This window comes from Acanthopleuribacter pedis (assembly GCF_017377855.1).
GTDB classification, from domain to species: Bacteria; Acidobacteriota; Holophagae; order Acanthopleuribacterales; family Acanthopleuribacteraceae; genus Acanthopleuribacter; species Acanthopleuribacter pedis.
Window position 1 is genome coordinate 219,575 of the sequence record NZ_JAFREP010000010.1, and the last position, 13,417, is coordinate 232,991.

Below are 13,417 nucleotides of genomic sequence, written 5' to 3' on the forward strand. Positions count from 1 at the left end.
AAGGCTTTCAGCTTCTCGCGACGAATCCTTGTGAGAAATCCGGGCTAGGGAAAGTCAGGCCGGTTTGGTGGCGGCTACACACCGCCCTTTGAGATTCGCCATACCCGCCAACCCAGTCGGCAAATGATGCCGCCCACTGAGTAAGGTGCTCAACGAGACGGTCCCGGTTTGCCGGGTGGGTCCTGGCGAAGGCCGGTGCATCACATTCAATTGGGGTCCAAGAGACGGCCGAGAAATAGGTTCCCCCTAAATAACAGCCCAACTGCCGCCAAATTCCTCGCCTCCAAGTAAATTCCCTCGAGAGATCTTATTCTTGCTAGAATTTTCGCAACCAGCTTTTCAACGATCAGCCTTCTCTCACCCGCCGTGGTTCCTTACCCGCCACGTCGGTGGTTTCGGACTTTCGCTACCATGCTTTGCGCCCGCCCCGCGGGCAGCCAGGAGGAACCCCCATGTCATCCGCGCGGGCCAATGACCCTCGCCTAAATGTTGACCCGCTTTTTGGCGGGTTAATCTACACTATCGCCAGTGCTTTTCGCATGCTTGCCCAACACAAAAAGGGGCGCGCCACCCATACCGTCGGTGTCACCGCGCGCGGTACCTTCACCGTTAGCGGCGACAACCTGCCCGCCCACGCGGTGTTTACCCCGGGACGGACCTTCCCCGTCGTGGTGCGCCATGCCTCGATCAAAGGTTTTGACGACGATGCGATTCGCGACGGTCGCGGCCTGTCCCTGCGCCTGTTCGAAGGCGATGCCGACAGCGAAGATCTCGATCTCCAACCCACGGTCCTCGATGTACTTTCCAGCACCGGTTCCCGCTTCTTTATGAACAACGCGGTGGATTTCGGCCGCTGGGTCGCCGGCGATATGGAAACCCGCGCCGCGCTGGTGGCCGAATTTCCCAAGATCCTGCCAATCTTCCACAAAATCGTCAAAAACCCCGATTCCTTCACCAAGGTTTACTACTACTCCGAAACCACCACCCGGTTCATCGACCATGACGGCAAGCGCTACCACATGCGCTACCGCTTCCGCAACGCCGACGGCTCCTGCGACAGCGGCGAAATTCCCATTGAGGAAATCACCCTGCCCAAGGATTATGTGGATCGCCCCACAAGCGATACCCGCCCCAAGGATTACCTGCGCGCCGAATTCACAGAGCAAGTCACCAACGGCGGGGTTAGCTACCTGATGGAAGTCCAGCTCAAACCCGAAAGCGAGGACGAAATTTACAACGAAATCGCCCGCGATTGCACGGTTGATTGGACCGAGGCGGAAGCGCCGTTCCTCGAAGTCGGCACCATCAGCCTCAACCAAATGCTTTCACCCGCCGAGGACGCATCGATCGCCTTTAATGTCGGCAACGCCCCCGAGGCGCTTGGCCTGATCCTCGCCCGCACCCCGTTTGAAACAGCCTCGATAAACCACCTGCGTTCGCTTGTTTACGACTTCTCCGCCGCTGTTCGCCAGGGGCGTCCGTTGCCCGCGGGTTTGGCCAACCTCAACAACGCCGTCACCGGGATGGTGTTCCACCTGGACCAAACCCCGCTCCGCGATACCCTGATCGAAATTTGGCGCGCCGATCCGGTGACCCCACGCCTGATGGCCACGACCCGCACCAACCAAAGCGGTCGCTTCAAACACGCCGTGAACTTTAGCGATCCAATGTGGTCTGATCGCCCGCCGATCTTTATCAAAGTGATCCGCAACGATACCAGTGACCATCCCGCCGCGGTCCACCAGCAGCCGGCCCCGCCCAACTACGATTTTGGGTTTGTCGCCTTCCCCTATTGGGAATATCAGGTAAATAGCACCCTGCCGCAAATTTTGCGCAATGACCTGATCGCTTCACCCCAGCCGTTTGTCCCCGCCCAATTAAACGCTTTAATGATGGCTTCCGCCAAATTGGCGCTGATCCAGGCAGACCACGCCGAGGACACACCCGTCCCACAAGTGCAACAGGATTACGACAGCGCCCTAGGTAAAAACTTAACGGAACGTCTCGAGGAAGAAACCCCGGGCGGTTCCCGCGGCGATCACTTCTTCGCCTACGCGGTTCTCAACGGGTTTAACCCGGCTTTTTTCAGCCGCGACGGCGATGGTTTGCTCCACGTGCGTTACAACTTCGACGATTACGAATTCGACGGAAAACGCACCGCACCCAACGTGCACTTGACCATGGAAGCCCGACCGGACGGCCTGGTCCCACTCAGCATTGAATACCGGCTACGCCACAAAGAAGCAATTCAACCCGAGGCACTTTCGTTTGCCCCGGCGGTGCTTTCCAAACCTGGCGACGACCATTGGGAAACAGCCAAGGCCTATTTCCGCATCGCCGAATTTATTCAAGGCCAGGCACTGGGGCACTTGGGTCGCGGGCACTTGAACGTGGGTCAGTACGCGATTGCCTTCTACCGAAATATCCAACACAGCCCTATCTACACCTTACTGCACCCCCACCTCAAAGGGGTTACCGCGATTAACGACAAAGGCAACGGCATAATTTTCGGCAAAACCGGCATCCTGGCCCAACAGTCACCCCTGGTCGCGGATTCGGTGATCAAGTACATGGAAGACGACCTGGGCGCCTGTAACTGGAAGGGTTGGAAACCACGGGCGTCCTTGGGTAAGTTCCACCGCTACGGTGCGGTCGGCGAACTCTGGTGGGACCTTTTGGACGACTACGTGGCGGACTTTTTTGCCGAAAATGCCTCGGCGATTGCCGCCAACTGGGACGAGATCTACCACTTCTCGCAAAACTTGGTGGCGCGCGGCGTGGCCTACCGCGCGACGCCGCTCCCGGACGGCGAGTCCTGGTACGACGACGGCGAGATCAGCGACCCTGGCGACAACGGCAAAGCGCTGAGCCAGGTCACCAACACAGCGGCCAATCCCACGGAAGCCGATTGGGACAACCTCAAACAGCTCTGCGTGTATGTCATCTTCCACGCCACGCTCTGGCATTGCTGGCGCAACGACAACCAGGTCAACTTCGGCGGCGAGATCGACTATGCGCGGCTGGCCCTGCACTACGACGGCATCGATGCGTCACGGCAACTGTTGGTCACCCACAGCTTGGTTTCGGTGCGCCACGGGTTCGTCACCCGCAATGAGGACGGCGACATCCCCGCGCGTTTGATCCGCATGCTGGAAGACGAGGCGGAAGCCTTCCAAGCGGTGAATTACAGCATCGACGCCTTCCGGTCGCGAATCAATATTTAAGGAGCTTTCTTCGCCGCGGTGTTGGGATCCCTATTCCGACACCGCGGTCCTCAGATTGGGGTTCATCCTCCGCGGTTGCGCAGCATGTCACAACAGCGGGAACGCAAACCAAAAGGTGGAGCCCGGTGCTTTGTCCGGGTCGGCTTCTACGCCGATGCGGCCCTGGTGGCGTTCGACAATAGCCCGCGCGATACTCAGCCCCAAACCCGCGCCCTCCTCGCGGGAACGGCCGTCTTCCAATTGCGCAAACTTTTCAAACAGGCGTGCTTGATCTTTTTTGCGCACACCCGGTCCCCGATCACAGATGGAAACGCGGGCGAATCCCTCCCACCGACGGGTTTCCACCACGATGGGTTCGTCCTCCGGGGTGAACTTCAGCGCATTGGTCACAAGCATCACCAGCACCTGGCGCACCGCGTCGGGATCGGCCAGCACCATCAAGCCGCTCTCGAAAACCCCGCGCTTGATGACGCGTCCCGCCTTTTCCGCAACGGCACAACACTGGGCCAAACCCTCCATCACCAACTTGTCGGCGGCAATGCGATGCCGCGAAAACTTCTGCGCGCCGCTTTCGATGCGTTTGAGATCCAACAACCGGTGAATCAGGTTCAAACCCCGATTGGCACTTTCCAAGCCCAAACCCACCCAATGGGCGCTCTCCTCGCTAAGCCCTTCTTCCCGCGCCATTTCCAAAACCCCGACGATCCCGGAAATCGGCGCACGCAACTCGTTACAGGCAATGGCCAAAAATTCCTCTTTGACCCGTTCGATGGTTTTGGCGCGGGTACAATCGCGCACCACCATCAGCACTTGATCCACGCTCATCGGCGCAAAACGCGCCTCGTAGTAATGCGCCGCCGAACCAATCCAACGCTCAAAGGTCAAGGTGTGAATGCTGCCTTCCGCCAAACAGAGCTTGAGCGTGTCCCCGATAAATTCCAACTCGGGGACAACCGTATCAATCACCAGGCCGGTAAGATCCGCTTGGTCCGGTCCGCCCGCGTGGGCCAACACTTCTCCGTCCATACGCAACACGAAGACTTGGTCCGGCAAAACCTTCAAGATGCCGCGCAAACGCGCTTCGCTCAAGCTGAGTTCCGCCTCTTTCTGTTGCAACGCTTCGTGCGCAAGCATTAATTCCCGCGACTTCTGCATCACCTCGCGGTGTTCCTCGGTCCCCGCGCGATAAGGCCCGATATACAACAAGCGGCGCCTTCCCAGCCGCGTGGCCGTCGCCTGTAACAACCATTCGTTGGCGCGGTCGTGCCCATCCGTCGCCACAAAAGCGCCGGACTGACAGGTGGCGCCTTCCGCACCGTTCCAAAATGCGGCGGCATCGGTTAAAAAATATTCGAGGTAGGGTAACAACTGGATCAGGTCGGCGGTCGTGCCGGGCGAGGGTTGTAGGTGGCGCGCGCACCAAGCCGGGGCCACATCGGCGTCCCACACCAAGGCATCTTGGTCGGTCACCTCGCAAACCCAGGTGTCGAACAACGCCATTTGTTGCTGCAGGACGATCATCCCCTGATTCTCGGAAGGCTCATCAACGCGCATGGGTCACCTCACCATCATCTCGGCCAACGCGCCAAAGGCCTCGGCAACCTGTTCGCCCGTTTTGGCGCTGGTTCTTTTGACGTGCCAACCGGCGGCGCGGAGTTCTTCCACGCGCGACGCCTCGAGCAGCCATTCATCTTGTAAATCACATTTGTTGAGCAGCAACAAGCGCGGCAGCGCCCCCATTTCGCGTTGGACCAGGGCGTCGAGTTCCAACACCACATTCAAGGTCGCGGGACGCGTGCCGTCGACTACAAATAGAAACCCGGAACTGCCGCGTAAATTGGCGAGGCGAACCTTTTGCAAGTCGTCCTGACCATTGAGGTCCCAAATCACCAGGGTGGTCTCCCCTTTCTCAGTCGTCACCCGCCGCTTGTCGATTTTCACCCCGATGGTGGTCAGGTATTTTTCCCCAAAAATGCCGTGGACAAATTGGGCGATCAGGCTCGTTTTCCCGACAGAAAAGCTCCCCAATAAACATACTTTCTTTTGAAGCATACGGCCCTCAAGGTTGTTGGAACTGAATGGCTAACAGGATACGACGGTCTCGGTCCCCGCCGGCGACCGCATTGATGAACCCTTTTACCCGGAAAACATCCGGGGGAATGCCGCGCGTTACAAAAGCGGCGCGCACCGACTCAGCCCGTCGCAACGCCAGTTCTTGGTTGTGCGTTCGGCTGCCCGAAGCATCTGTAAATCCTTGGATTTCGACCACAAGTATCTCATTTTGCGCGCGGGAGATGCTATTCAATTCCGCAACCTTTGCGGCCACCATCGCGATCTCGGCCGTTTGTTCCTCGGATAATTCGGCTTGATCCACCTCAAAGCGGAGTTCCCAAGCGGTGAGCTCCGCGACCAACAACTCGCTCCGGGTTTTCAAGACCACCACGTCGCGTGCGTCAACGGCGGTCACACCCGCCAGCAGCGGGGCGCCCGCTTCGAAACGCGCCAGCCACGCGGCATCCGCGCCGCCGGCCGCGCTCAAGCGGCCCTGTCGGTTGAGGGTTAAACGAACCGACAACGGCGGCGCCAAACTCCGCCGCGCCCGTTTCAGCACCAGGCTCGGATGCAGCGCGATATACGGGGTGAGTTCCGCCTCCAACCATTGGTATCGGTCGGCAAGCGGCCCGAGCACCACGCCCGGGGGCGATGCCAACGGATCGCGAAAGCCCTCCAACTTCAGGTAATTGCCGCGGTCGCGAACCGCCACGATGTGGTACCCGGGCGTGGCGTCCAATACACCTTGGATCACGGCCAAGCGATGCCGCGTTTGAAAGCTGTAAAACCCAAACCAGCTCACCAAAAACAAAGGCACCAAACCCAAGGCCAACGCATACCAAGGCCCGCTTCCCTCTTCACCCACCTGGCGTTCGTAACGCATGGCCCCCAACAGGAACTGACCGACCGTGGCGAAATCTTCTGATTCACCGCGGTAATCCTGCAAAACGGGCTCAAATTCGAAATGAACCTGTTCCAAGGTATCGCGCAGCACCGCGTGCAGTTCCGCGGGCGGATTGCCGCGGATGACCGCGGCCAGATAAGCCTTGGGTCCCTGCTCAATCCAGACCTTGAGGCCACCCACTTCCAGGGCGCCGAGCGGTGTTTCCTCAGCAATATCAAATGAATCGCGCACAAAATCCTGAATCGCGGTAAGCATCGCCGACACCAGTTCTTTGTCCTTGGCGACCTCGGTCGCGCGTGTTTCATGACCCAACAACAGCCCGGACTCCCGATGAATCAGCAACACCTGGTCCACCCGGTACACGAAGGTTTGCGCCAACACAATCTCGGCAAAGGTGCGGCCGGTGCGCCAGGCGATCCAGCGCCACTTCAGACTTTTGAACGAAATCCGCGTTTCCAAGGCGCCGTTCACGGTTTGGATCAATTGCGACCATGCCTCCCAGACCGCCTTGCGCACCGTGCGGCCGATCACGGGGTACAGAATTTCGGCCATCAGGCGCGGGTTGCGCCGAATGGTGGTTTGGATGACTTCCTCAAGAATCGGCGCCAGCGCTTGGCCGAGCCGAGACTCGGCGCCGGCGCTTTGTTTGACGGCAAGCGGCAGGGCTTTCCGCAAATGGGCGGCTAGCCGCGCCGGCTCGCTCAGATCGGCGTCCAGTTCGGTCAGACGCGCCTGCTCGGGGCTCAGCAACAGGCGCCTCAGCCGCTCAAGCGCCTCCTTTTCCTCGGCATCACCCATGCTACCCGCCGATGCCGAATTAGGATTCGGTCAGATTGGAGAGATCCAGTTCATTTTTGAGGCGCATGGACATCTCGCTAAACAAGCCGGCAAGCGCCAGACGGTCCGCCTTGGACGCCCCCAACCGACTCATCCGTTCTTCAACATCCTCACGCAGGGCATCCAAGCCTTTTTGCAAGGATTCCGAGAGTTGTTGTCCCTGGTGCAGTAAATTCTCGCGTAACTCGCCAACCTGCTCCTCGAACTGTTCTTCCAGGGCGTTGACCTTCTGGTCGACGGCCCGTTTCTGATCGGCGAGGCGTGTTTCCAAACGCTCGGTATCACCTTCCCTTTTGCTCTGCTCCTTACGAAGCTTGCCGGACACTTCCTTGAGTTCGCCCTTAAAGAAGGTCTCGAGCATGTCGGTTTGGTTCTTGAGATCGTCGCGCATTTGCCGCAGTTCGGTCTGCACGGCACTCTCAAGTCCGCTAAAGCGGCGTTCAAATTCCTTGGTTTGGGCACCAAAGAGAATGTCCCGGATTTGGTCTAAGTTGCCACCGGGCACCATGTTCCCCTCGGCCGGCGGTTGATCCTGATCAGACATGGAGCACCCCAAAAGTTGTAGTGGTTTGTTAAGCGTATCGCCCCCAAACCGAAAATCTTAAGCGCTCGTAAAATGCAGATCCGCCCCAAATCGTATTGGCCATATCGATGACCGGGAAGCCAGGATGAAACCGCATACCGGGAAAGGCGCCCTACTACAAAACGAAAGCACATGGGATCGATAAGAGGCGGTCCCGGCAACCACTCCCGCCGCGTTTTGCGGATAGACCCACACGCTGTTTAGCGGATCGCGAGGTGCAGGATTTCCCTTGTACGGGGGAACACGCATGCGGATAAGCCCGTCACTCCGTTTCTTGAACACCACATGCTCATCAACCTCACCCTACAACCTATATAAATGCATACATTTACGCATGCCTGTCACCACATTGCCCAATACAACCAAGCACTCCAACAAGGCGCTACTCAGCTTGATCCTGCACAGGTGCATCAACGCTTCCCATCCATCCAAGGCGCTACCTCCGCGTGGACCGGCTCCCTGCCTACCGCCCATCCTCTAACCATCCGAAGATCCTGAGAAATAACGGATACCAAGCCAACCCTTCGCTTTTAAGCCGACGATTTCTCAATAATTCCGCTTTGATGGAAACCGCGGACGGGGGCCGCTTTCGCCTTAACCACGATGCTGGTGGGTCGGCCCCCTTCGGTTGTTGTCCTCACCCAATTCGCCCGCGACGACGCATCCTCGCGGGCGAAAGGGGTCACATCGGCGAATCCTCGTCGCTCATCCCGCCGGCGAAAAACTCCGCGGTGGTGTGCGGATCCGAGACCGCCATGAAATTGGGACTTTTTTGGGTATTGGGTTGGGCACGCTCGCCAATAATTTCGCCCAGCCGGCCCAAGTATTTGAGGAAGGACATCGCCAAATTAATCACGGTCGTTTCTTCCAACCGTGACGGTACCCACTCAAATTGGAACTGCAACACACCCTCGCGCAAGAACCCTTCGATCATCAGCGGGCGACGCAGGTTCTCCTCGGTCCACTTGCGGTGCTCCATGGTCATCCAACCCGGCACAGGCTGCTCGTCAATCACCCCGCTGTAGGAAAAGGCGATTTCGGCCTCCGGTAATTGCTGGAACAGCGCGGAACCAGGCGCGTCTTCACCCAGGTAACGCACCATGTCGTATCCCAAACCTTCGTGTTCAACGGTTTGCAGGTTCCGCCCGGTTAACGCCAACACTTCCAATTCATCGGCCTTGGGGGGCATCACCAAACAAAAGGGGAAATGACTGGTCAGGTGACCGACCGTGCGCGATACATCCAAATCGCCAATGTTCACCCGGCGCCCCTGCCCCTCCAACTGGACGGTCACGGCCTCGCCCCCGGAAAAATCGCGCAGCGCACAAGCCAAACCGCCGAGGAGCAACGTATAAAGCCGTTGCCCCAAAACCCGGCGACCGGCGATGAGCAAGGTTTGACTGGTGGGCCGATCTAAGGCCAGTACCAGTTGATGGTCGTCGCGGTAGCCGATTTCGTAGGGTTCCTCAAGCGGCGAAAACACGGGTTCCACGGCCATGCTGTCTTCCAACCAACGGCGGCTTTCCGACAAGGAGGACCCTTCTTGCAGCTCCTGACGCAACGCGGCCGACCAAGCCCGCAGTGAATCGGTTTTGGCCAAGGGATAGGGATCGCGGTTGGCAGAAAAACAGCGGTACAACTCACCCAAATCGCTGAGTAACACCCGCCAAGAAACATCGTCAACGACCAACTGGTGAACCACCAAAATCAAGCGGTCGGACAGGCCGCCGCCCATCCGGCACAGGCAGACATGGAACAACAAACCCCAGTCCAGGCACAATCCGCCCGCAACCTGTTCGTGGATGGTTTCAAAACGGGTTTCTTGGCGATCCTCATCGTAGCGGTGCAGGTTCTCCACGGAGAACGCGGGCGTTTCCGCGGGCGGCATGATTTCGGCCCGACGCGACGCGCCCTCGCCGACAAAACGGGCCCGCAAGGCATCGTGCATGGTCAGCAAGCGTTCGACGGCCAACTCCAGCGGGCGCGCGTCAATCCCTTCGGGTACTTCCAAAACCATGGTTTCCACATTTTCATCCGGCTCCTGGGGATTGGCCGCGAAGAACCGCACGTGGGACGGCAACAAGGCCAGTGCGCCGTGGACGGTTTGTTGCGCCACATCCTCGCCGACCCGGTCCGGGACCTTGGCCAACGCGCGTACACGGGGGCTGCGCATCAAATCGGAATAGGAGAAGTAAAAGTCGAGGGCGCGCGCGGTTTTGAGCAAATCCATGGCGGCGTGATCGTCGCCGCCCAGTTGGAAGAAGTCGTCGGTCACACCGACCTCGGGCAAACCCAGTGCCTTGGCGAACAAACCCGCCAGCAAGGCCTCACGGTAGGTCTGCGGCGCAAACGCGCGACTGTACTGGTCGGAATGACTGATTTCCGGCTCGGGCAAATCGGCGTAACTAATGGTCCCATTGGCATTCAGCGGCCAAGCCACCATGGGAACGATGTAGTTGGGAATGAGAAACGCGGGCAAGCGTTCCGCCAATTGGTCGAACAAAACGGCTTCGTCCAGATGGTAACCCAACACGTAGGCGGTCATTTGCGGTTCGCGGGAGGAGATTTGCCGCACCACCACCAGGGCTTCTTCCACCCCTTCTAAGTCAGCCAGAACCCGTTCGATTTCTCCCGGTTGCACGCGGAAATCCCCCATTTGAAATTGTCGGCCCATCATTCCTAAACGCACCACTTGACCATCCTCCAGCCAATAACCCCACTCACGGGATCGGTACACGGGTGTGCCGACCGCGTCCAAGTGAAACGCGGCATTGCTTAATTCGGGTCGCGCCAAATAGGCGGCGCCGAGTTGGTGCCCGGCCACCCAAATTTCGCCGGCCACACCTTGCGGACACGGCAAACCCAGTTGATTGACAATGGTTACCCGTTTACCGGGGAGCGGTCGCCCAAGCGGCAAACCCTCGCCCTCGGATGAGGTCTCGTCAAGGTCACAGGCGGCGAAGGCCAAGCCGCTTTCACAACAACCGTATTCGCGCAGGTAGCGAGCGTCGGGCGCAAAGCGGCGCAGGAGCGCGGCATCCGCCGTGGTCACCTCGCCCGCGTCGAGGACCACCACCCGCAGGGGCGTGGGTTCCGGCTCGAGTTGATGCAACAAATCCAAACGACAACGATTCAACTTGATCGCATTCACGGGACAGAACCCGCCGCGGAGTTGGGCCGGCATCTCGGCTTCGGTGACATGTTCGGGAAAGATGGTTAACTGGCCGCCCTGCAGCAAGGTACAGAAAACGGCGGTCAAACCGGCAGGGGTCGCAAAGGAATGGATCCAAGCAAAGGAACAGGCTTCATCCTTGAGGCGATACCGTTCATTCGCCCATTGAACATATTGGTAAAGCGCACCACGACTGAGTACCGCGCCTTGCGGGTAATCACTTTCGCCGGCGCCGTAGAACACAAAGGCGGCCTGTTCTTGGGGCAGGATGGGAAAAACGTTGGTCAACACCTCGGGCAATTCCGGCAGCACCACATCCATCAGGACGTAGTGGCCGTGAAAACCGCGCAGGTCGAGGGCGTCGCCGGCAAGGGTCATCGCATAGCGCGGCTTGGCCTCGGCCAAAACATCCGCGACACGCGCCTGGTTCTGGGCGGGATCGAGGGGGATCACCACCCCGCCGGCGTGAATCACCGCCAACATCGCGGCCAAGGCCTCGGGGGAACGATTCATGTAAATCAAAACCGGGTCGGCAGGCACCAAACCCAGTTCACATTGGAGGTAGGAAGAGAGGCGTTTGACGTCGTCGTTGAGGGCGGCATAGGTTGTGATCTTGGGGTCCAGCGCACAGGCGGGTGCACCGGGTTGTTCTTGGGTAAGGTCATCCAAATCAAGGAACCAGGTAAACAACCCATCCTGGCGAATATCGTCGCACGCCGTTTCGGGGTCGGTAGACCCCAGCCAGGTCGGTTCGGCGCCGGCACGGGCGAGGTGCCCGGCCGGCGGCACATGCGCATCCACGAGATCGCGGTACACCGCCAACCAATAGGTGTGGAGCCTCTTCAGGTCGTAATCGGCCTGGAGTAAATTGGCGTGGTACGCGATGCTGTCGTCGTGGTCGAGATCGATTTGAATCAAAAGATTGGGTTCGATGCGCGGATCACCATGGAGTTGCGGACAAACCACCAGGAGCGGCGTCAAACGCGGCGGCGTCAGCCCGGTTTCTTTTTGAAGCAGGGCGGCCAAGCCGCGGTTGCTGTGCCCGTAGGCGGTCTCAATTTGGGTTTGAATGGATTCGAGAAAATCAACGGCCGTGAGGGTGCTGTCGATCTCAAGCACGAGCACCACCGGTTCAGCGGCGCAAACACCACATGCCGCGGCAAGGGATTGTTGCAGCGGTGGGGTTTGCACCACGACCACGGCGCAACCGCTGTGACGGGACCACAACAAGGCCAAACTCGCAACGTACCGGGAAAAGCGCTGAAGCAGCGGGACTTCACCCTGGCAGGAAGCCACACCGCGACCAAGGTAATCGCGACAGCCCGGCCGCCCGCGCGGAATGAATCGGGCCGGGTCAAAACCATTGGGCACCAGGGCCAAACGACCGCGCCACCAATCGGAACACACACCTGCATCAGCGGACGTTTCCGTCCACAGCTCTGCCACCATTCGCGACCTCCTCGACACAGCAGCACATACAATCGAGATTCGGAAATGGGCTTCGCACCAATAGAGAGAAGCCGGGATTGGCGTCCTTCCCCCGAGGACAGGACTCAATAAGGCTGGCTGATGTGAAAATCAAACCAACAGGTAAATGTGACCCCATGAAGCAATGGTGTAATAAAACGCAGAGATCAAAGATATGTCATGTAATGGAGCTAGTTTAAGATGAGTTCTCTATGATTGCAACCGAAAACTTTCAAATTTTCGCCGCCCAACAAAAAGTGCGCTATTGTCCCCAAAAATTCCGCCCAGCGGCGTCACACAATCACAACAAATAATTAGATTTAAATGAGTTAACTTTTCGCCGTGATATGTATCACAAGTTAACAAAACAGAAATATCCGCCAAATTTTCTCGATTTACACATATTTACAGGCTTAAATCTCACCAAACACCCGCTTCAAGCAAAGATAACCCGCGACCACCCCTCCCAAAATTCCGCCGGGTTAGAAGGATGAAAATAAACAAGATGTACCGGTACTGTGATCAGGTTTTGCCGGCTTATCAATGGCCGCAAACAGGAATTGCCGTGTTTTCGCGGCATGGCTTCGCGCATCCAACCGGACCGACCCAAAGCAAATAGTGTGATCCAGCACAACTTATCGGCAATCAGGATCACGACCGGCCCCCGAAAATTTGCGACTCCACATTTCCACCACATTTTCAAAATATGATGCATCTATCAAAAGCGGCGTACCGATAAAGCCGTCATGTCCTTCAACCACTTGACCCCGCGTCACCACCGCACCCGCGAACAATAGGAAAGGTCCCTTATGATTGAAATGCTTATCGTATTTGCCGGATTAATCGGCGCAGCCACCATCCTCCCCCAAGCCGCGCCCTTGTTCAAAGGTCGTTCTTTGGACGAAGCCACCCGCGGTTATTTGGTGATCGGCTTTTGTAGCGACCTGATTTGGACTTTCTACAGTTTAAAGACACTCAACCCCTTACTGATCTTCATTTTCCTGACCGCCACCTTGTTCCGCGGTTTGATGCTGATCCTCTCCCACGCGGAAGAAGCCCGCATCCGCGTCCAAGCCGAGGTCCCCGTCGAGCATGATGTCAAAGACGGGGCGGCCCGCGCTTAAGGTTCGCATTTCTTTCGTACTTAAACCTAAGAGGCGCGATAAGAGCGAGGGATT

At 58.1% G+C, this 13,417-nt stretch carries 7 protein-coding genes; 2 read left to right on the top strand and 5 right to left on the bottom strand.

Annotated elements, in window-relative coordinates:
- Positions 1 to 452: 452 nt before the first annotated feature.
- Entirely contained in the window at positions 453 to 3,224 is a 2,772-nt protein-coding gene (locus J3U88_RS12800) for a lipoxygenase family protein (RefSeq protein WP_207859161.1), read from the top strand.
- A gap of 87 nt (positions 3,225 to 3,311) precedes the next feature.
- Here J3U88_RS12800 and J3U88_RS12805 read toward each other — a convergent pair whose 3' ends face one another.
- The 5 genes from J3U88_RS12805 to J3U88_RS12825 form a co-directional block, all read right to left on the bottom strand.
- Positions 3,312 to 4,778: a sensor histidine kinase gene (locus tag J3U88_RS12805; protein ID WP_207859162.1), complete on the bottom strand. Its 1,467-nt coding sequence runs from the start codon at positions 4,776 to 4,778 to the stop codon at positions 3,312 to 3,314.
- Between the two features lie 3 nt (positions 4,779 to 4,781).
- Positions 4,782 to 5,276 carry a Rab family GTPase gene (locus J3U88_RS12810; protein ID WP_207859163.1) on the bottom strand — a complete coding sequence of 165 codons (495 nt, stop codon included), beginning with the start codon at positions 5,274 to 5,276 and terminating at the stop codon, positions 4,782 to 4,784.
- A 7-nt stretch (positions 5,277 to 5,283) separates the two neighbouring features.
- The gene (locus tag J3U88_RS12815) at positions 5,284 to 6,978 is read right to left on the bottom strand and encodes an OmpA family protein (RefSeq protein WP_207859164.1); all 1,695 of its coding nucleotides are present in this window, start codon (positions 6,976 to 6,978) and stop codon (positions 5,284 to 5,286) included.
- 19 nt (positions 6,979 to 6,997) lie between these two features.
- Complete coding sequence (locus J3U88_RS12820) at positions 6,998 to 7,561, bottom strand: hypothetical protein (RefSeq protein ID WP_207859165.1); 564 nt, start codon at positions 7,559 to 7,561, stop codon at positions 6,998 to 7,000.
- A gap of 721 nt (positions 7,562 to 8,282) precedes the next feature.
- A complete protein-coding gene (locus J3U88_RS12825) occupies positions 8,283 to 12,221 on the bottom strand; it encodes an AMP-binding protein (RefSeq protein WP_207859166.1) in 3,939 nt (1,312 codons plus the stop codon).
- Between the two features lie 827 nt (positions 12,222 to 13,048).
- Between J3U88_RS12825 and J3U88_RS12830 the strand changes: the two genes are divergently transcribed.
- The gene (locus tag J3U88_RS12830; protein ID WP_207859167.1) at positions 13,049 to 13,363 is read left to right on the top strand and encodes a hypothetical protein; all 315 of its coding nucleotides are present in this window, start codon (positions 13,049 to 13,051) and stop codon (positions 13,361 to 13,363) included.
- Positions 13,364 to 13,417 lie beyond the last annotated feature (54 nt).

What these genes read in the sequence shown, in the direction of transcription:
- J3U88_RS12805 (WP_207859162.1), bottom strand. Translation starts at nt 4,778, where the DNA reads ATGCGCGTTGATGAGCCTTCCGAGAATCAGGGGATGATCGTCCTGCAG.
- J3U88_RS12800 (WP_207859161.1), top strand. Translation starts at nt 453, where the DNA reads ATGTCATCCGCGCGGGCCAATGACCCTCGCCTAAATGTTGACCCGCTT.
- J3U88_RS12815 (WP_207859164.1), bottom strand. Translation starts at nt 6,978, where the DNA reads ATGGGTGATGCCGAGGAAAAGGAGGCGCTTGAGCGGCTGAGGCGCCTG.
- J3U88_RS12830 (WP_207859167.1), top strand. Translation starts at nt 13,049, where the DNA reads ATGATTGAAATGCTTATCGTATTTGCCGGATTAATCGGCGCAGCCACC.
- J3U88_RS12820 (WP_207859165.1), bottom strand. Translation starts at nt 7,561, where the DNA reads ATGTCTGATCAGGATCAACCGCCGGCCGAGGGGAACATGGTGCCCGGT.
- J3U88_RS12825 (WP_207859166.1), bottom strand. Translation starts at nt 12,221, where the DNA reads ATGGTGGCAGAGCTGTGGACGGAAACGTCCGCTGATGCAGGTGTGTGT.
- J3U88_RS12810 (WP_207859163.1), bottom strand. Translation starts at nt 5,276, where the DNA reads ATGCTTCAAAAGAAAGTATGTTTATTGGGGAGCTTTTCTGTCGGGAAA.